The sequence below is a fragment of the Leptospira congkakensis genome (assembly GCF_004770265.1).
Taxonomy (GTDB): domain Bacteria; phylum Spirochaetota; class Leptospiria; order Leptospirales; family Leptospiraceae; genus Leptospira_A; species Leptospira_A congkakensis.
Map to the genome: position 1 here is coordinate 407,514 of NZ_RQGQ01000016.1, position 19,274 is coordinate 426,787.

At 39.3% G+C, this 19,274-nt stretch carries 15 protein-coding genes and 1 pseudogene; 12 read left to right on the forward strand and 4 right to left on the reverse strand.

Annotation, left to right across the window (positions count from 1 at the left end; all coding sequences use genetic code 11):
* Positions 1–2: 2 nt before the first annotated feature.
* A complete protein-coding gene (locus tag EHQ70_RS12315; protein WP_135586807.1) occupies positions 3–707 on the reverse strand; it encodes a histidine kinase in 705 nt (234 codons plus the stop codon).
* 37 nt (positions 708–744) lie between these two features.
* On the opposite strand from EHQ70_RS12315, the gene EHQ70_RS12320 reads away from it, so the two are divergent.
* The 7 genes and pseudogenes from EHQ70_RS12320 to EHQ70_RS12350 all read left to right on the forward strand — a co-directional run bounded on the left by EHQ70_RS12320 (position 745) and on the right by EHQ70_RS12350 (position 11,337).
* Positions 745–2,127 carry a hypothetical protein gene (locus EHQ70_RS12320; protein WP_135586809.1) on the forward strand — a complete coding sequence of 461 codons (1,383 nt, stop codon included), beginning with the start codon at positions 745–747 and terminating at the stop codon, positions 2,125–2,127.
* The gene (locus EHQ70_RS12325) at positions 2,124–3,278 is read left to right on the forward strand and encodes a S1 RNA-binding domain-containing protein (protein WP_135586811.1); all 1,155 of its coding nucleotides are present in this window, start codon (positions 2,124–2,126) and stop codon (positions 3,276–3,278) included. Before EHQ70_RS12320 ends, EHQ70_RS12325 begins: the two co-directional genes overlap by 4 nt.
* Positions 3,279–3,286: 8 nt before the next feature.
* A complete protein-coding gene (locus EHQ70_RS12330) occupies positions 3,287–3,760 on the forward strand; it encodes a tRNA (cytidine(34)-2'-O)-methyltransferase (RefSeq protein ID WP_135586813.1) in 474 nt (157 codons plus the stop codon).
* Positions 3,761–3,801: 41 nt separating this feature from the next.
* Positions 3,802–4,470 (forward strand): ATP-binding protein, encoded by a 669-nt coding sequence (locus EHQ70_RS12335; protein ID WP_135586815.1) that lies wholly within the window; start codon positions 3,802–3,804, stop codon positions 4,468–4,470.
* A gap of 6 nt (positions 4,471–4,476) precedes the next feature.
* Positions 4,477–6,471 carry an excinuclease ABC subunit UvrB gene (uvrB, locus tag EHQ70_RS12340; RefSeq protein ID WP_135586816.1) on the forward strand — a complete coding sequence of 665 codons (1,995 nt, stop codon included), beginning with the start codon at positions 4,477–4,479 and terminating at the stop codon, positions 6,469–6,471.
* 13 nt (positions 6,472–6,484) lie between these two features.
* Positions 6,485–8,827, forward strand: a pseudogene (gene lon, locus EHQ70_RS12345) (endopeptidase La); the annotation flags it as partial.
* A gap of 23 nt (positions 8,828–8,850) precedes the next feature.
* Positions 8,851–11,337 carry a transglycosylase domain-containing protein gene (locus EHQ70_RS12350; RefSeq protein WP_135586820.1) on the forward strand — a complete coding sequence of 829 codons (2,487 nt, stop codon included), beginning with the start codon at positions 8,851–8,853 and terminating at the stop codon, positions 11,335–11,337.
* Here the strand turns inward: EHQ70_RS12350 and EHQ70_RS12355 are convergent.
* Positions 11,294–12,718 (reverse strand): ABC transporter substrate-binding protein, encoded by a 1,425-nt coding sequence (locus EHQ70_RS12355; RefSeq protein WP_135586822.1) that lies wholly within the window; start codon positions 12,716–12,718, stop codon positions 11,294–11,296. The genes EHQ70_RS12350 and EHQ70_RS12355 overlap by 44 nt on opposite strands.
* A 2-nt stretch (positions 12,719–12,720) precedes the next feature.
* On the opposite strand from EHQ70_RS12355, the gene EHQ70_RS12360 reads away from it, so the two are divergent.
* Positions 12,721–14,604 (forward strand): ABC transporter ATP-binding protein, encoded by a 1,884-nt coding sequence (locus tag EHQ70_RS12360; RefSeq protein ID WP_135586824.1) that lies wholly within the window; start codon positions 12,721–12,723, stop codon positions 14,602–14,604.
* A 24-nt stretch (positions 14,605–14,628) separates the two neighbouring features.
* On the opposite strand, the gene EHQ70_RS12365 is transcribed toward EHQ70_RS12360, so the two are convergent.
* On the reverse strand, positions 14,629–15,048 hold the full coding sequence (locus tag EHQ70_RS12365) for a zinc ribbon domain-containing protein (protein ID WP_135586826.1): 420 nt from the start codon (positions 15,046–15,048) through the stop codon (positions 14,629–14,631).
* Between the two features lie 71 nt (positions 15,049–15,119).
* Here EHQ70_RS12365 and EHQ70_RS12370 point away from each other — a divergent pair, with 71 nt between their 5' ends.
* Both EHQ70_RS12370 and EHQ70_RS12375 read left to right on the forward strand, forming a co-directional pair.
* Positions 15,120–16,622, forward strand: a complete 1,503-nt coding sequence (locus EHQ70_RS12370) for a succinate CoA transferase (protein ID WP_135586828.1) — start codon at positions 15,120–15,122, stop codon at positions 16,620–16,622.
* On the forward strand, positions 16,619–17,872 hold the full coding sequence (locus tag EHQ70_RS12375; RefSeq protein ID WP_135586830.1) for an FAD-dependent oxidoreductase: 1,254 nt from the start codon (positions 16,619–16,621) through the stop codon (positions 17,870–17,872). The genes EHQ70_RS12370 and EHQ70_RS12375 overlap by 4 nt, the downstream gene beginning before the upstream one ends.
* 12 nt (positions 17,873–17,884) lie before the next feature.
* Here the strand turns inward: EHQ70_RS12375 and EHQ70_RS12380 are convergent, their stop codons facing one another.
* Positions 17,885–18,640, reverse strand: a complete 756-nt coding sequence (locus tag EHQ70_RS12380; RefSeq protein WP_135586832.1) for an SAM-dependent methyltransferase — start codon at positions 18,638–18,640, stop codon at positions 17,885–17,887.
* 41 nt (positions 18,641–18,681) lie between these two features.
* On the opposite strand from EHQ70_RS12380, the gene EHQ70_RS12385 reads away from it, so the two are divergent.
* Together EHQ70_RS12385 and EHQ70_RS12390 are read left to right on the forward strand one after the other, a co-directional pair.
* Entirely contained in the window at positions 18,682–18,948 is a 267-nt protein-coding gene (locus EHQ70_RS12385; RefSeq protein WP_135586834.1) for a metal-sensitive transcriptional regulator, read from the forward strand.
* A 101-nt stretch (positions 18,949–19,049) separates the two neighbouring features.
* Positions 19,050–19,274, forward strand: a complete 225-nt coding sequence (locus EHQ70_RS12390) for a YgaP-like transmembrane domain (RefSeq protein ID WP_135586836.1) — start codon at positions 19,050–19,052, stop codon at positions 19,272–19,274.

Consider the following 19,274-nt stretch of genomic DNA (forward strand, 5'->3'; position numbering starts at 1 on the left):
ATTTAAATTTGATTGGGGTCGCGGACAGAGATGAACTTATCAGAGAGTGGAATTTCCAACCTGGCAATGGTGGAATCTTCTCCGATGATGATACGAAAGAAATTGGGGTCGATACCTTCCCCTTTTAACATAATGAGAATTAGGGCAAGTCCAAGGCCTGCTCCTTCCGTGGTATCCGCATTGTCCATGTAGAACTGAGCGATGTCATCATACACCATCCCTTTCTCCAATCGTTCGCGGATTGCTTTTTCTTCTTCCTTGGCAATAGGTGTGTTGTTGATGACTTCGATGATGATTCCATCATCATTAAATTTAAAATTAATTAAGCAGTAGTATCCTTTCTTTTTGGCTTTCATTCCAAATTCATTGGACATCTCTTCGGAAAACATCTCGCGGTATTCTCTGACCCCTCTCGCATATTGCGAAGGGTTTAGCATACTGTACCCGCGTTCTTCAAAAAAGACACGTTTTTGATTGGCTTTGCAGGCATTGATGGCCAGTTCTTTAATGATGGTGTAAAGAGTAGGGACAAGAGTGGGATAGGTAAGGCGATCTAAGATGAGACCAACGGCTTCCTTGATGTGCTCCTCTACGGATTTGGAGACCCGGTGAGTCTTTAGCGAGAGAATTTTCCCATTTTCGATGTGTAATTTGATGTGATCAGAAATCTCGCTTGTTTCCTTTCCCATACCCGAAATCTTTTCCATTCTAGTCCTTACTGTCAAGGTAACTAAGACCGCTAGTATGAAAAACCGCAGGCTTCTATTCCTCTCCTTATTTCTATCGGCTTTTGCCCCCACGATACTTTTGTCTCAAAATTTGAAAATGAAATCGGTTCGGATCTGGGACAGTGAAAAAGCCAATTTTGGCGGATTTGTCGATTTAGAGGTGGTTCAAGGCAAAATCCTTTCTTTAAAAGAGGGGACACCTATTGTACAACCTAAGTACTTATTGCCCGGATTTTGTGATGCTTCTGTCACCATTGGGGCTGATTCCATGGGCGGAAAAACCGGCCGAGATGAACTTCCGACCTATCTTTCGGGATATTTGGCTGCTGGATTTAGCCATATTGAGTCCGTGGGAGATCCAGGACTCACCCCAGTACAAAACGAAATCGTTAAATCAAAATGGTTTTCCCCCATCCTCGTCCAATCCCAAAAACCAGCTCTCTATTCTGAATTGTCCATTGGGGAAGGGGCCTTGTATACTTCTGGTCTTACCCATGTTCCCGATTCCAAAAGGAACCGCCACCTCCCCATTTTTTTGAAAGAAGCCGATAACCGAGGATTTTCACAGACAGAGCTTTTTTCTAAACGGAGAGAAGGAGAGGAAAAAGGATTCCTTCCCATTGCCTACACTTTCTCAGACAAAACCAGCTGGGAAGATGCTTTGGATACTGGTTTTGCTGTTATTTTCCATCCGATGCCAGAAGGTACAAACTTGTACCGAGCCCAAAAACGAGATTTTCTTTGGGCACCCATGCTTTCTGTTTTGTATCTTCAAAACTTAAAACAGAAACCGGAGGAATGGAAAAAAGAGTCAGAAAACTGGTCACGCCTCCATTCGGTGTTTGGATCTAGATGGAAGGATTCTTTGGCTTTGGAATCGTCCGCGGAGGAAGCCGGGTCCGATTTTAGCTCCAATGATTTTTCACAATACCAGTCCACTTTCCAAACCGAAGCGGAAGCGAGAAAGAACCTACTTTTTGCCAGTGGGGCTGGGCATTGGGGACTTTTTCCTGGGCAAGCTGCCATAGTTGAGGTCGGACTTTGGGAGTCTCTCCTAACCAAACCAAAAGAAAGAAAGTTGGATTTAGCATCAAACCGTCCAGGATTTTGGGCCTCCCTATTTGGTTCTTTTTCCCCTAGTCTTCTTTCTACAAATGCTGATCCAGAATCCTTACCGCAGATTCGTAGGGAGATCATCCAAACTTTGACAGTGAAGACCTGCAATTTTCTCGGAGCCGACCATGGAGGAAGGATTCGCGTTGGAGGACCCGCCCATTTTTCCGTTCATAACGAAAATCCTTTGAAGCGCGCTTCCGGAATATTTCCAATTGAATCCATGGTATTAGGAGGAAAACTGGTCTATACCCCAAAACCCACCAAGGAAGGAACCACAAAATGAAAGGCCCATCCTCAGAATTTGACCGTTTATTAGAAGAAAGTTTTAAAAAAAGACAATCCATTGAACCTGGCTCACGTCATGAAGCTAAAGTAACAGCTGTTAAGAATGATTATGTATTCATTCGTACTTCAGAAAATAAAATCTTAGGAAATATTTCTACCGAAGAATGGAGAGAAGAAGTTTTGCCGAAGGTTTCCGACTCTCTTGTTGTATATTTTCTGAAAGAAAACTCTGGTGATTTTTATTTTACCACCTGTCTTTCTGGAGATAACCTAACAGAAGAACATATGGAGATGGCATCCCAATACGAAATCCCAGTGCTTGGCCAAATGTTAGTAGAGGCAAATGGTGGATGGGATGTCAAACTAGGAAGCCATTCTGCTTTTGTTCCCTTTAGCCAATTAGATGGTTCTTTAAAAGGAACTAACATCGCCGGCAAACGTATTAAATTTGTGATTTCAGAAATTGGGAAAAAACAAAACAAAATCGTTTTGTCCCAGAAAAAAATTGCTGATAAAGAAAGAGAAACCAAAAAGCAACTGTTACGTGATGAATTGAAAGCTGGGATGTTTGTTTCCTGCACAGTCAAAAGCATTCATAAATTTGGACTCATTGTGGATATGGACGGGTTTGATGCTTTGGTTCCTCAATCGGAAGCAACTTACAAAAAAAATGCCGATCTCACAACTGAATTCCGCGTAGGGGAAACACTTCGTGCCAAAATCCTAACACTGGACTGGGTTACGAATAAAATCTCTCTCAGTGTAAAAGATTTTTTAAGTGATCCTTGGTCTGGAAAACTTCCCTTCAAAGAATCTGATATTGTATCCGGAACTTTAGAGTCAATCAAACCATTTGGACTTTTTGTTCGGTTAGGTGATGATTTTACTGGTCTTGTTCCCAACAAAGAATCTGGAGTTCCCTCGCGCACTCCACTCAATACCGTATTCAATCCCGGCCAAAAGTTAGAAGTTTTTGTGATGGAAATCAATCCAGAAAAAAGACAAATTGCTTTGTCGATTTCCAAAGCCAGTGAAGCCAAAGATCGGATGGAATACCAAGAGTATATGTCCAAAGAAGAGACACCGGGGGCAGTCTCTAGTTTTGGATTGGCTCTGCAAAAATCTTTGGAAAAAAAGAACAAAAAGTAATTCACGATTTGGAGATCGCACTTTATCGTCCTGAAATCCCACCTAACACAGGGAATATCGCCAGACTCTGTGTAAATGTGGGAGTCCCTCTCTCCATTGTGGGGGAGCCGTCTTTTGACCTTTCGGAAAAAGCCGTAAGGCGGGCCGGCCTGGATTATTGGAAGGATTTGGATCTTCGTCGATTTGCAGATTATGAAGAGTTTCGATCCAAAAAAGAGGCAGAAGGGAGCCGTATTTTCCTCGTTTCTAAATTTGGTACCAAACTGTACTGGGATGTGGACTTCCAGAAGACGGATGTCTTTTTATTCGGGAGGGAAACCTCAGGGCTCCCCGAAGAAATCCATAAGTCCTGTCCCCCAGAACAGATTATTTCCTTACCTATGGCAGAGGTAAGTCGTTCCATCAATCTTTCCAATGCAGTTGCCATTGTACTTTATGAAGCACTGCGCCAAGAAAAAACGCGGACTAATCCCAAAGGATAAAACAATTTACAACTCCTCCGTTCCCGTTGAAATGGGAATATATGCCGTTCCCTCTCTCCAGAACTGAGTTAGAGAAAGAAGTGAAGACTTTGTTCTCCAATGGCCTCTCGGGGAATGTGAACGATTTTCACTCTTGGGTGTTTATGGAAACCCAACGAAAATTCAAGGATAATCCCAATACCACTTTAGAAGTCATCACTTCTCTCCTTGAAGATTTAATCAAAGACGGAATCATCACCACCAACCCTATCGATCCGAGAGAGTATCTACTTCCTGAAACTTCACCTATCATTCGTAAGATGGGAACAACGGAACAGTTTGTCATTTTGGGTGCACTTCCTTACAATCCTATGCAATATGTAAGGGCAAGGCTTGATTATTTTTTAAAACGCAATGGGATCCAAGAAGAGTTACGGATGGATCTTTGTATCGCCACCGTGGAAGCGGTAGAAAATGCAGCGAAGTATGGTGATGGCGGTGGTGTGGAAGTGATTTTTAAAATCGACAAACACAATACCTTTACCATTGAAATGATCAATACTGTAAAAGACTTTAATCTAGAAGATGATATCCAGAGAGGTAAGTTTTCTTCCACAGCAACACTCATGCGTGGTATGATGGTCATGCAAAAACTTTTTGATTCCGTTGATTTAGAAATCAGCGACAATCGAAAACAAGCTATACTGAAAGCAACTCGTAAACTAACATAGGTTCCTATGGCAAATTTCAAAATGGTTTCTCCTTTTAAGGCTGCCGGAGACCAGGTCAAAGCAATCGAAAATATTGCTCAGTCCTTTGGTGATGGTAAAAATAAAGTGACTCTTGTCGGTGTGACTGGATCTGGAAAGACCTTTACCATGGCAGAGGTCATCACTCGGGTCAAAAAACCAACACTGATCCTTTCTCATAACAAAACTCTTGCCGCGCAGCTCTTTCGCGAATTCAAAGAGTTTTTTCCTGAAAATGCTGTAGAGTATTTTGTTTCTTATTACGATTATTACCAACCAGAAGCATACGTTCCATCTTCAGATACATTCATTGAAAAGGATATGTCAATGAATGAAGAGATCGACAAACTTAGATTACGTGCTACTTCCAGTTTACTCGAACGTGATGATGTCATTATCGTAAGTTCTGTCTCTTGTATTTATGGTTTAGGATCACCTGAGGATTATATGAACTCAGTGGTGATGTTAAAAATCGGTGATAAAATCGATAGAGACCAAATCATTCGTAAGTTTTTACACATCCAATACGCAAGAAACGATATTGACTTCAGCCGAGGAAATTTTCGTGTTCGTGGTGATACCATTGAAATTATGCCTTCTTACCAAGAAGAGGGAATTCGGATTGAGTTATTCGGGGACGAAATTGACGGATTATCAAAAATTGATCCACTTACGGGAAAGGTAAAAACCAAACTCGACCGAGTGGTTGTATATCCGGCAAAACACTTCATCACCTCTGGTCCAAAAATCAAAGATGCCATCGAAAAAATTAAAGCGGAGATGGCGGAACAAAAGGATAAATTTCTAAAACAGGGAAAACATTTAGAAGCCGAACGCATTGAATCCAGAACCAACTATGATATGGAAATGCTTGTGGAACTTGGTTATTGTAGTGGAATCGAAAACTATTCTCGTCACCTAACAGGAAGGGAAGAAGGGGAAAGGCCGGCTTGTTTACTGGATTATTTTCCCAACTTGGATTTTTTACTCATCATTGATGAATCCCATGTAACCTTACCTCAAATTGGAGGGATGTATGCAGGAGATAGGTCTAGAAAATTAACATTAGTTGATTTTGGGTTTCGCCTCCCGAGTGCCCTCGACAATCGACCTTTGAATTTTGAGGAATTCGAAACTCTTACACCAATGACTTTGTATGTTTCGGCCACTCCGGATCAAAAAGAAATTGATAAAAGCGAAGCGGTCATAGAACAAATCATTCGTCCGACAGGATTACTTGACCCGGTAGTAGAGGTTCGTCCCACTTCCAACCAAATCGAGGATTTATTAAACGAAATTCGATTGCGAATTGAAAATAAGGAAAGGATTCTCATCACCACTTTGACAAAGAAGATGTCAGAGGATCTCACTGATTATTACAAAGAAGTGGGTTTAAAAATTGCTTACCTTCATTCCGAAATTGATACCATCGAACGAACAGAGATCATCAGAGACCTACGTAAAGGTGTGTATGATTGTATTGTAGGGATTAATTTACTGAGAGAAGGTTTGGACATTCCAGAGGTTTCGCTTGTTGCCATTTTGGATGCGGACAAAGAAGGGTTCCTCAGGAATTATAAATCACTCATCCAAACCATTGGACGGGCTGCAAGGAATGTGAATGGAAAGGCAATTTTATATGCCGACCGAATGACTGATTCGATTAAAAAAGCAATCAGTGAAACGGAACGACGCCGTCTAATCCAGGAAGCACACAACACGGCAATGGGGATCACTCCTCAAAGTATCATTAAAGAAATTCATGATATCCTCCCACGTGAAATGGCAGAAGAGGATAGTAAGGAAGAGGCTCTCAGGGAAATGGAAAAAGAATTTACCCTGAAGAAATACAAAACCAAAGACAAGTTACGTGATGCATTAAAACGAGAGATGTTACGATTTGCATCCGACTTGGATTTTGAAAAGGCCGCTATGTTTCGAGATAAAATGTTAGCGCTCGGCCCAGATAAAATAGAATCATAAGGTAGGACTTTAATTGGAAACAAATGAATTTTGGGAAAACTCAACAAAGCTTGCGAGATTGGAAGATTCTCTACCGAAACAAATTTTCCTTCTGCCCATTAAGGTAAGGCCTGTATTCCCAGGAATCATCACTCCGTTAATTGTTCCCCCTGGTCGTTTCATCCAATCCATAGAAGAGTCTTCGAAAGGGGCTGGGTTTTTAGGTCTCATTCTCCTAAAAGAAGATGAATCGGATCTTCCTTCAGAAGATAATATTTTCCAAATTGGAGTGGTTGCTCGTATTTTGAAAAAAATCAATCTGCCTGACGGTGGAATGAACATTTTAGTAAACACCATCCAAAGATTCAAAATTAATTCGATCCATACTAAAGAACCCGTTCTTATGGCTAACGTAAGTTATCCGGAAGAGGAACTTGGAACAAGCAAAAACAATATCAAAGCCTTGATGAGAACTTTGCTGATTTTGACCAAAGAACTCGCACAAAATAATCCTTTATTTACTGAGGATATGAAACTGACGATGATGAATGTAAACGAACCAGCCAAAATGGCTGATTTTGTTTGTTCCATTCTTAATTTAGAAAAAGAAGAATACCAATCTGTCATCGAAGCAATTCAAATCAACGATCGATTGGAAAAGGTATTACTGTTTCTGAAAAAAGAAATTGAGTTAGTAGTTCTTCAGAAAAAAATCCAAGAACAAATCAACGATAAAATTGATAACCAACAGCGCCAATTTTTTTTAAGGGAACAATTAAAAGCCATCCAACAAGAGTTAGGTACTGGTGAAGACAAAACGGAAATCAAATATGAAAAACTTTTAGAAAGACTAAAGTCGATTCCCGTTGCCGAAGAAATCATCACAGAAGTGGATAGGGAAATTGATAAGTTTAAAAACTCCGATCCCATCTCCAGCGATTATAATGTAATTCGTAACTATTTAGATTTGGTAGATGCACTTCCTTGGGAAAAACCAAAGGAAAAGGATGTAAACCTTGTTCATGCCAAAAAAATTCTCAATCGCGATCATCACAAACTAGAAGATGTGAAAGAAAGGATTTTAGAATTTTTAGCCGTTCATAAACTCAACCCGAAAAGCAAAGGGTCTATTCTTTGTTTGGTGGGGCCACCGGGTGTCGGTAAAACATCCATTGCGAAATCAGTGGCGGAAGCTCTTGGTCGAAAGTTTTATCGATTTTCTGTGGGCGGTGTGAGAGATGAGGCAGAAATCAAAGGTCATAGACGAACTTATATCGGAGCTATGCCTGGTAAACTCATCAGTGCTTTAAAGATTACAAAAGAAAGAGATGCTGTCATCCTTCTGGATGAAATTGATAAGATGTCCCAAGGTTTCCAAGGAGATCCACAAGCGGCATTGCTTGAAGTTTTGGACCCAGAACAAAATTCCAATTTTAGAGATCATTATTTGGATTTACCATTTGATTTATCGGATGTTCTCTTCATTGCCACAGCCAATACGTTTGAACCGATCCCTCGTGTGTTACTGGATCGTATGGAAGTGATCCAACTTTCGGGTTATATCACAGAAGAGAAAGTACAGATTTTCCAAAAGTATCTTTGGAAAAAAATCTTCGAAAAAAATGGATTAAATCCTGATTCTTTTTCTATGAAAAAGGAGACGGTAGCACTTCTCATCAATTCCTATTCACGTGAGTCTGGTTTACGCGGTTTGGAGAAAACATTCGATAAATTGGTACGTAAAATTGCCTTAAAACAGGTGTTAAAGGAAAAGTATTCCAAAGAAATTCGTGAAAAGGATTTGGTTGAATACTTAGGAACTCCGCCTTTTGTGGATGACCGAATGACCCCTAAAGTTCCGGGAACGGCTCTTGGTCTTGCTTGGACAAATGCTGGTGGATCCACACTTCTTATCGAAGCGGTTCTCATCCCTGGGAAAGGTGGAATTACACTCACTGGGCAGATGGGTAAAATGATGGAAGAATCAGCTAACATTGCTTTATCGTTTGTGAAAAATTATATAAACAATGATGTTTTGTTTGATAAAAAAGCCATCCACCTACATGTTCCAGATGGTGCTACTCCTAAAGATGGGCCAAGTGCAGGGATCACCATGGCTACTGCCATTCTTTCGCTTGTCACAGACCAAGTGATTGCTCCTGGTTTCGGAATGACAGGCGAACTTACGTTAACTGGTGAAGTGCTTGCTATTGGCGGACTCAGAGAAAAAATTGTCGCAGCCAAAAGAGTTGGGATCAAAAAAATTATTTTCCCGAAAGACAATGAAAGGGCATTCCAAGAAATCCCTGACTATGTCAAACGAGGTGTTAGCTTTTATCCAGTCACTCGTTTTGAAGAAGTAGAGAAACTTGTTTTTCCAAAATCCAAAGGTAAAAAGAAATGAACAACCAAACCAATTCTTTTATTCTCATCCTAGAAGTATTGTACGACCACCTAACGGCATTACTTCGTTTCTTCTGGGAAAGACGAGTCAAGTTTTTGACTCTTGGATTTGTATTAGGTATCTTTTTATCTTTTTTCTTTTTGGGTGGAGCTTACGTGGTTTGGTCGGGGGAAGAGGCCCGAGTTCATAAATCATTAGAAAAATATAGATCAGAAGTTTCTAATTTTTATGATAGTTTCCAACCAAAGTCTGTCAAAATCCTGGATCGTAGTGGAAAAGTTATGGGAGAGTTTTATCGCAGAAACTTTCGTCCCATTCGCACAGACAATTTAGCAAAACATAATGTGATTGTTTGGGCTGTGTTATCCTCGGAAGATAGAGAATTTTTCTCACACTCCGGTTTGAATTATACGGCCATTGGTCGTGCTGTTGTGACTAATTTGATCCAATTTCGTTTGTCTCAAGGTGGATCCACAATCTCACAACAGTTGGCAAAACTTACGTTAAACTTAGGAAAACGAAATTTATTTAATAAGTTAACAGAACTCTATTGTACTTTTTATATCGAAAGCCAATACTCAAAAGAAGAAATTTTGGCTATGTATTTAAACCAAATTTTCCTCGGTGAAGGGAATACCGGAGTGGAAGAGGCGGCAAGGTATTATTTTAGAAAACCAGCGTCTGAACTTAGTCCTGAAGAAGCCGCACTCCTTGTGGGAATCATTCCCGCACCAAGTGTATACAACCCCGTTCGTAATTTGGGGATCTCACTTTCTAGACAAAAACGTGTGTTATACGATATGGCTAGAAACCCAGAACTTCATCCTTCCCAGAAAGAAATTCCGCATAAATTTTCTGATTCGATTGAACTCAATTTAAAAAAGTTCAAAGCGATTTATAAAATCAAAGAACATAAAGATGAAGATGGAAATCCTAAATATTCGAGCGAAATCGGAAAGTACGGCGCGGATAAAGATTTTCGAGTCAACTTAGCGCCTGACTTCAATTCCGAAATTCGAAGGTTTATATTAGAACGTTTTTCGAATGAAGACTTGGAAGAACGGGGCTTACTGGTTTATACCACTTTGGACTTAGAAAAACAGAGGCTCGCTGAAGAAGCTTTACGTGTCGGAGTGGATTCGGTCAGAGCGGATCTGACGAAACAAGAATCTGAATACCAAAACAAAGGTAAGGCAGATTTAGCAGAAGTAACTCGGGCCATCCTACCACAACTCAGTGGATCTATGATTTCTCTCGATCCTGAAACTGGCGATGTTGAGGCTATGGTAGGTGGATACAAAATATCGAATGTATTTCGTTTCAATCGAGCAGAAGATGCAAGGCGCCAACCTGGATCCACAATCAAAGCACTTGTGTATGCACTTGCCTTTGAAAAACGAATCGTAAATCCATCTTCAAAAATCAAAGACGAAAAGTTAGATATATCAGGTTATTCACCTAAGAACTGGTATAAGGGATATAAAGGGGATATCACTGTAAGACAAGCTCTTGCGCAGTCCGTCAATACAGTCTCTGTTAAGTTGTTACATGAAATTGGAATTTCTTATTTCATTCAGAAATTAAGCGCCATCCTATCCATCCCAGAGGAAGAAGCAGAAAGTCGGTTCCAAAGAAATTTATCTTTAGCCCTTGGTTCTGGAGAACTAAGCCCTATGGAACTTTCGACGATTTATGCAACTCTAATGAATGGTGGAAGACGAGTGACTCCCAGAAAAATTTTGAAAATTACTGATTTAGATGGGAACGAATTTTATAGCACGGTCGCAAACGAAGCCGCCGAACAAATATTAGATCCAGTAGCCTGCGCTATGGCAATCAATACTTTACAATCTGTTTTGACGGAAGAAGGAACCATGACCCTGAAGAAAAAAGAAGGGGAACCTTTTTTATATGCAGGAAAAACGGGAACAGTCCAATCACCAAAATTAAAATCCTCAAGATGGAAAGGTTTGAAAGGTGTTCGCGATGTATGGTTTGCGGGTCTCACTCCAAGGAATGTAACGGTTGTTTGGGTCGGTCATGATGAAGGGGCACCCTTTCCTGGTTCCGGCTCTGGTGTGTCCGGTGGGATTTGGTATCGTTACACCCAAAATGTAAAAACAAAACTCGGGATGGGGAATCAGTTGATTTCTAATTTTGTGGGAGATTTTGTTAAGGTTGATGTTTGTGCTGATGATGGAACCATTTTGGAAACAACTTCAGATTATATTTGTAAGGTGCCATTATACGCGCAGTATTATTATATTGGGGATCTACCTCCGAAACGTGCCGGATTTGTAAAACCAGAACCTCCTGTCCAAAATACAAATCTCAAACCAGAGGCATTGGGTGACGATGATTCTGAAATATCCACTTATGATTCACAAGGAAGTCGGATCCAACCAACGGCAGTGGACTCGGTGGAATTAGAACCACCTCTTATAGAAAATCGGCGAGCGCGTTATAACGAAGAAACTCCTTAGAAACTAAATAGTTTTCTTGGATGGACCAAAGAAAAATCCAGGGTTTATCTTCTCTGATCCTTTCAATGACTTCGATAACATCTTGGTCGGTTTTGAAAGGTTTGTCTAAAATTTGACCAACCTCTTTGTTTTGATAGAAAGACCTGTTCCCGCCATTCCCTAGTTTTTCTGGATGGAAAAGTGGGTCTAAAAAATTCCAAACAGAATCAAAATCGGAATACCAAGTGAGTAAGGTCAAATCTCCTTTCCCTTCACCATTTTCTTTATAGAGGGGGGCTTTTTCCATTGGTCTTAATTTGATTGTGAGTCCAATTTCTTCTAATGCTTGTTTGATGGCGCGTCCTTTGGCTTGGTTTTCATCATCACCTCGCATTCTAAATTCCAAACTTGTTGCTTTGATTTTGGGATAACAAACAGATTTTTCTAATTCTTTTTTCGCCAGGTCTTTATCATACAATTCGCCTTTTGTGATAAACTTAGATTTGATTTTTTCCAAATAATTGATAGGAATGGGGCCATAACTTAGGTCTGCATGATTTTCCAGTAATTTTTGGATGATTAAATTACGAGGGATGGATAAATTTAATGCGGCTCGGAAATGTTTATCAAAACAAGGATTGTTTTGATTGATGGTTACATATTGTACGGATCTTCCTTTTTTAGTCAGAGTGGATTCTGAATTGGCTTCTGGTAAGGAAAGTAGGAAGTCCGTGAGTTTAAAAGCATCCAACTGACCTTTGCGGTATAAAAATAAAGAAGTGGAGGATTGTGGTAAAATGAGAAAACGAATTTTTTTAGGAAAGTTGGGATCAGTTTCTCCTTGGAATTCTAAGTCCAAAAATTCATTTTTTTTCCAAGTGATGAGTTTGTATTTTCCATAAGTTTTTAAAATTTGTTTTTCCCATTCTTCTTTCCCGATGATGGATGCAAAAGGTAAACTAAGTTTCTCTTTCCATTCCGTTTCGTTTGTTCCTTGTTTGAATTCTAATTCCAATAACCCTTTCGCTAAAACATGGACTTGCAGTAAAAATTGATAATCTCCCTTTCGAGGGTATGTTTCCGAAACCAAACGAGACAAACTATATGCAATATCTTGAAGCGGCGGGGCTGAAGAATTCAATTGGAACTGCCAAACTTCTTTTGTTGGATCTGACTTTTTTTGGAAGGAATCAATCCAAGGAGACTGGAACCCAGAAGGAGTGCGGATCAATAGCCCTTGGTGGATGAATTTCGTTAATTTTTGACCCGACAAATCGGTTATGAAAAGGGGATCTAGATGTGCTGTGTCAGAGGGGAGTGCGATTTTTAGATCAAAATGCTGAGATTCTTCCCGACAAAAAGTGAGGGACAAGAGAAAGAAAACGAGGGATAAGGTTCTCATACGTGAAGATTTACCGAAAACTCTGGCCATATTTGGCAAAATACAAATACAGACTTAGCCTCGGTGTTTTCTTGTCTATATTTGTTTCCATTTTTAATGGGGCATCCCTCACGTCTCTCATCCCTATCTTTGATTCTCTTGGCACTGGCGAAAATTACAAGTTCCAAATTGCCCTAACCAAAAAAGACCAAACACTACTTTCGGAACACAAAAAACCCAACCACCTCCAAGGGCTTACTTATTGGGAATGGCAGTTTGCCAATCTCAAACAAAACACCAATGAGGAACTTGCTGATAAAAAACCAGATGACTTGGTGTATTTATTTTGCCTCATCATCCTTCCGATTTACTTTTTAAAACTACTTTGTCTTGCGGGAACTGTTTACTTTGTCAATTCGGCTGGTCTACTTGCGGTTAGTGATCTTAGGCAGGCACTGTATAAAAAACTCCAAGTATTACCTTTAAATGAGTTCTACCGCGAAAAAACCGGTGTTCTTATGAGTCGGGTGATCAATGACGTGGATATTGTTGGAAAAGTAGTTTCGAATGATCTAAAAGATGCGATTAACGATTTTTTTTATATCATCACACATCTTATCATTTTACTCGTGTTAAGTTGGAAGTTGTTCTTTTTATTGTTTATTGTAATACCTTTGATTGTTGGGCCAGTGAGTACATTTGCGGATCGGATTCGACGAACCACAAAAAACCAACAAGAACAATTGTCTGAATTGAATGGGGATCTTCAGGAAGTGATTTCTGGAATTCGAGTCATTCGTGCTTTTTCCATGGAAGACAAAGAAGCGGATCGTTTTTTTAAAGTAAACCAAAACCTCTCTGATAAAACTTTTAAAACACATTTTTATCACCAAATCGGGCCCGCCTTAACAGAGTTATCTGGTTCTGTTGTGACGATGGTATTCCTTGGTATTGGCGCTTATTTATTAGAAGATGCAAGTTTTTCTAAAGGTATGTTCATCGCATTTTTTCTTACCTTGATATTTCTCATGCGTCCTTTGAAACAAATGAGTATTCTTGTGAATTTAATCCAAGCCTCTGTGATTGCAAGTGATCGAGTTTTTGAAATTTTAGGGAGAGATGTTGATATCAAAGAACCACAAACTCCAAACAAACTCGGACCCATTTCAAAAGCTATTGAATATAAAAATGTCTCTTACTTATACCCTAACACAGACATCTATGCCTTAAAAAATATAAATCTGACCTTACCTCGCGGCGGAACCATTGCCATTGTTGGTTCTTCGGGAGCCGGCAAATCTACGCTCGTGGATCTTTTGCCGAGACTCATCGATCCAAGCGATGGTGGAATTTTTTGGGACGATGTAAACGCAAAAGATTTGAGTTTGGATAATTTACGAAAACGAATTGGAGTCGTATCACAAAATATTTTTTTATTTAATGGTTCTGTTCGCGAAAACATTGCGTTTGGAAAACCTGATGCTTCGGAAGAAGAAATTCGGCGTGCCGCAGAAGATGCGTTTGCTTCCGAGTTTATTGAAGCCTTCGAAGAAGGTTATGATACCATCGTTGGAGAAAGAGGTGTGATGTTATCCGGTGGCCAAAGGCAAAGGATCTCGATTGCAAGGACACTGCTTGCAAACCCTGAAGTGTTGATTTTAGATGAAGCTACCTCTGCTTTAGATACAGAATCAGAACGATTGATCCAACAAGCGTTTGTTCGGTTGTATGAAAACAAAACGGTTATTATCATTGCTCATCGACTTTCCACTGTTAAAATTGCAGATACAATATATTATTTAGAAAACGGTGAAATTGTAGAAAGTGGAAGCCACGCAGATTTACTCAAAAATCAAAACTCAAAATACAAACGTTTGTACGATATGCAATTTTCAGGTTCTACTTAAGTAGAACCTTTTTCGAACTACAAATTAAGCCATGCGACCAGTCCCACAGTTAGGGCAAAATTTTGCATTGGGAACAGCAACAAACGAACCACAGCTGGCACATGTCCAATTTTCATTGATCTTCGGAGCTGTTAGAGTTGTTACGTTGGTTTTATTGGATTGTTTATCTTTTAACTCAATTTCAAGAGAATCTAAAGCTTCAATATAAGGAAGTGATTGCGATTGGAATTCTTCTTCTGTTAATTTTCCTGAATCAAAATCAGAACGAATGTCTTTTAGTGAATCAAGTAGGTTTCTCTTTCTTTCTGTGATTGGTCTCACAAAAGCTTCTTCATCTTTTCCGAAGGGTGACTCATCAAGTCGAAATCGGTAGTGAAACAACACAAAAGGTGCAATCAGAATGATTCCAAAAACTAGACAATACAGATATAAGAGAAAATCCATAGGTTCAGAATTTGGACTTTTTATTTTTAAGCAATCTCTTTATCTTGGGTGAAAGAAGAGAATTTAGATTTATGTCCGTTACAAACTCATTAATTGAACAAAAACTTAAAACAGCAGAAGAAGTTGCAGCATTATTACCAGAACAGGTTACTCTCGGGTGCTCTGGATTTACGCCAGCAGGTTACCCAAAACTCATTCCCGTTGCCTTTGCCAAACGAATTGAAGAAGAAAAAAAGTTGGGAAAAGAATTCTCAATCAACCTTTATGCAGGTGCATCGACGGGAGAGGAATTGGATGGTGCTTTGGCAAAAACAGGTGCCCTGAAATTAAGAATTCCTTACCAATCAAATTCCCATCTTCGTAATCTCATCAACCAAGGTGAAACCGATTTCATTGATATGCATCTATCGCATGTGGTAAAATACATTGAACATGGAATTTTACCTAAAATTGATGCTGCCATTGTCGAAGCCATTGATGTTACCGTAGATGGAAAAATTTATCTTTCTACATCTTCTGGTATGAGTGCCACTTATATCCGTAATGCGGAATCCATCTATATTGAGTTAACCGATACTCATCCTTTAGAGTTAAAAGGCTATCACGATATTTATCTTCCAAATCATCATGAAAAAGGCCTTCCAATCAATATCCTCACTCCTGGTGATCGAATTGGCCTTCCATACATTCAAGTTCCACCTGATAAAATTAAGGGAATCGTACGTTCAAACAAACCAGATGCAGCAACGGTATTCAAAACTCCGGATGACGATTGCCAGAACATTGCAGCCCACGTTTTGTCTTTTATCCAACATGAAATCAAAAAAGGAAGGATTCCGAAAGAATACCTCCCATTCCAAAATGGAGTTGGGAATATTGCGAATGCAGTTCTTGCTAGTATGGCAAAAGATCCTAACTTTCATTCCATACAAATGTATACGGAAGTGGTTCAGGATTCTGTATTTGATTTGATTGATGCAGGTAAATTGGATATTGCATCTACTTCTGCTCTAACTTTCTCAGAAGCTGGTCTCAAACGTTTTCATGAAAATATATCAGAATGGAAGTCTAAGTTTGTGATCCGGCCTCAGGAGATTTCCAATCATCCAGAAGTCATCAGGCGTATGGGTCTCATTGCGATGAATACAGCAATTGAAGTAGACATTTATGGAAATGTAAATTCTACTCATGTGATGGGAACATCTATGATGAACGGGATTGGTGGATCAGGTGATTTTACAAGAAATTCGCATTTGTCTATTTTTATGACACCATCTCTTGCTAAAGATGGAAATATATCTGCTGTAGTACCAATGGTATCACATACAGATCATAATGAACATTCTACTATGATTTTTGTTACCGAACAGGGGTTAGCTGATCTAAGAGGATGTCCCCCTAAAAAACGCGCAGAACTGATTATCAATACTTGCGCTCATCCAATCTACCGTGATAAACTTCATGAGTATTATGAAAATGCTCTCCGAGTTTCCAAAGGGAAACACACTCCACATGATTTGGAAAGAGCGCTTTCTTGGCATGTTCAATTTTTGAAAACAGGAAGTATGAAGTGATCGCAGTTGTTGGTTCTGGGATTGCTGGACTGACGGCTGCTTGGGCCATTCGCAAATTTAAAGATGTAACTTTATTTGAGAAACATCCTGAGATTGGAATGGCGGCTTTTGGCGCCAAACAAATGATCAATGGGGCGTCAGTGGAGTTTGATATTCCTTTTCGAACCATCAAACGTGATTATTATCCCACACTCTTTCAAGTTTACGATAAAGCCGGAATCAAAACGAGGCCTGTTGATTACTCCTTCTCTGTTGAATCTAATGAAGAAATTGTTTTTGGGTTTCGTTCGCATCAAATTTTTGGAAAACCCTTTGGTCTTCCTACTATTGATTCCTTTGTATCAGATAAAGGACGTCGGATTTTTTCTGATCTATTGAAGTTTTATGCCAATGCAAAAACCGATTGGCAACGGGAAAATCCAAGTATTTCTATTTTAGATTTTTTGATTAAGTATGGTTATTCTAAAGAGTTTATCTATGAATTTCTTTTGCCAACCTTTGCACTTGTTAATACCTGTAAAACGGAAACAGTAGGAGCTTATCCTGCTGAAACTATTATTGGATACCACTCTCGAGGATATTCTTATACCCCGCAAGAAACGGCAAGTTTGGGAACAAGAGATGTTGTGAATCGCCTTACCTCCGACCTAACAAACTTACACTTAAATGCTGGAATCCAAAAGATTTATAAAAAAGGAAACAAACCAATAATTCAATTTCTGAATGAAGAGAAAGAATTTGATCACGTGATCCTTTCAACACAGGCCAACCAAGGAAAAGAACTTTTAGGTGCTGGATATGAATTAGAAAAAGAAATCCTAAGTGAGTTCCGTTATGAGTCAAGTGATGTTGTTTTACATACTGATGAATCCTATTTTTCAAATGCAACGGTCTCCTTAGTTTTTAAAATACGTGATGGTTATGACAAACCAGAAGTCACCTTGGATTTGGGAAGGATTATTCCTGAGTTAAACGGCCAAAAAATCTTTCAAACCTGGAATCCTCATAAACTTCCAGAGGTTAAAGACACATTAAAAATGGCAAAATTTGAAAGACCGGTAATGGACGATAGGACTACAAAAGCCATACAAAGGATAACAACCTTACATGCAGATCCTAATTGTAATCTCTGGTTATGTGGTTCGTATTCTCTTTATGGAATCCCACTATTAGAAGCTGGCGCAAAGTCAGCCTTACTAGTTGTTTCTCGTTTATTAAATCAAAATATTGACGAGTTGATTCAAAGATAAAAATTAATAACTTTATTTTTGAAATACGTAATAATAATAAGTAAGGCCAAATTTTTTAACAAATAGATCTAAAACTTTGCCGAATGCTTTTAAAGAAGCAGGCAATGTTTTTGAATACTGAATGAATCCTTGAAGGACAGGGATTGTCCACTCTTCATGTCGGATTTTTTCAAATCCAATAGATTCCAATTCTGCAATCGTTTCGTTTGTTGGTTTTAAATTTCCATTCGGTATCAAAAAGGGAAGATATAACCACCAAAGTTTTTTAAACTGTTTGTCTTTAATCTGGAAATTTGAAAAAACAAATCGACCACCTGGTTCTAAAACTCGGAAACTTTCCTGATAAAACAATTGTAAATCTTGGAAATGATAAGAGGCATCCAAAGAAAAAACAAATTGGTAAGATGAATCCTCGAAGGATTTAATTTCTTCCCAACCTCCATGGACAAAAGGAAGAATTTCTGTGTTTGTTGATGCAAACAATTGTTCGGCGAAATCAGATTGTTCTCCTGGCAAATTGATCGCCGATAAAAGTTTGGGTTGAAAATGTTTTGACCAGTATACTAAACTTCCTCCGAGCCCTGAACCAACTTCTAAAATCTTCGATTGTGGTCGTATTTCGGAAAGACTCGCAAATTTTGACAAAAATTTGATCCCTGCGGTTCTATAAGAATCATCCCCCTCCCAATATCCAAAGTTGGAAACAAAGTAGGGAGGTGATTGCGGAAGGACAATTGCTGGTGATTTTGAAAATGGGAAAGGAGTCATTTTTTACTTGTCGGAATATTATACCCGCTAGGGTATATAGTATGAGCCTTTCGGAAAATCAAACCAAACTGATCCATCGTATCAATCGAATCCAGGGACAGCTGGAAGCAATCAAGAATACTATCAATGCGGAAGAAAAAGACTGTGAAAAAGCCATTTTGCTTTTAAAAGCAGCCCACCAAGCTATGAAAAAATTTGGCGAAGCATACATTCACGAGTATATGGACACTTGTTTTAAGGAAAAAAGATCCACCGCTAATATTGAAGCCGATGTAAAAAAAGCCATCACAGCCGCCTTTTCTCTCTAAATCGCAAACCATCTTCCTAAAAAATCCCTAAAACCGCTTGCCATATATACCCTACGGGGTATATATGGATTCAAAGGTCATATACTATAGGGGGTATGGTAATGTTTCTAGCTTCTACAAAAACTTGGTATTTAGAGAGGGTGGTTTATTTAGTCGCCGGACTTTTCAGTTTGGTAGGTGTATCTCTTGGAACCTTGATTTCGCCTTGGTGGTATCTTTTGAATCTGCTCGTGGGTGTGAATCTGGTTGTTTTTTCAACCATTGGTTTTTGTCCGATGGCAATTCTTTTGAAGAAACTTGGATTTCAACCCAAGGTGGTGGATTAA

Coding starts and splice junctions, on each gene's coding strand:
- EHQ70_RS12315 (WP_135586807.1), bottom strand. CDS start 707: ATGGAAAAGATTTCGGGTATGGGAAAGGAAACAAGCGAGATTTCTGAT.
- EHQ70_RS12320 (WP_135586809.1), top strand. CDS start 745: ATGAAAAACCGCAGGCTTCTATTCCTCTCCTTATTTCTATCGGCTTTT.
- EHQ70_RS12325 (WP_135586811.1), top strand. CDS start 2,124: ATGAAAGGCCCATCCTCAGAATTTGACCGTTTATTAGAAGAAAGTTTT.
- EHQ70_RS12335 (WP_135586815.1), top strand. CDS start 3,802: ATGCCGTTCCCTCTCTCCAGAACTGAGTTAGAGAAAGAAGTGAAGACT.
- uvrB (WP_135586816.1), top strand. CDS start 4,477: ATGGCAAATTTCAAAATGGTTTCTCCTTTTAAGGCTGCCGGAGACCAG.
- EHQ70_RS12350 (WP_135586820.1), top strand. CDS start 8,851: ATGAACAACCAAACCAATTCTTTTATTCTCATCCTAGAAGTATTGTAC.
- EHQ70_RS12355 (WP_135586822.1), bottom strand. CDS start 12,718: ATGAGAACCTTATCCCTCGTTTTCTTTCTCTTGTCCCTCACTTTTTGT.
- EHQ70_RS12365 (WP_135586826.1), bottom strand. CDS start 15,048: ATGGATTTTCTCTTATATCTGTATTGTCTAGTTTTTGGAATCATTCTG.
- EHQ70_RS12370 (WP_135586828.1), top strand. CDS start 15,120: ATGTCCGTTACAAACTCATTAATTGAACAAAAACTTAAAACAGCAGAA.
- EHQ70_RS12380 (WP_135586832.1), bottom strand. CDS start 18,640: ATGACTCCTTTCCCATTTTCAAAATCACCAGCAATTGTCCTTCCGCAA.
- EHQ70_RS12385 (WP_135586834.1), top strand. CDS start 18,682: ATGAGCCTTTCGGAAAATCAAACCAAACTGATCCATCGTATCAATCGA.
- EHQ70_RS12390 (WP_135586836.1), top strand. CDS start 19,050: ATGTTTCTAGCTTCTACAAAAACTTGGTATTTAGAGAGGGTGGTTTAT.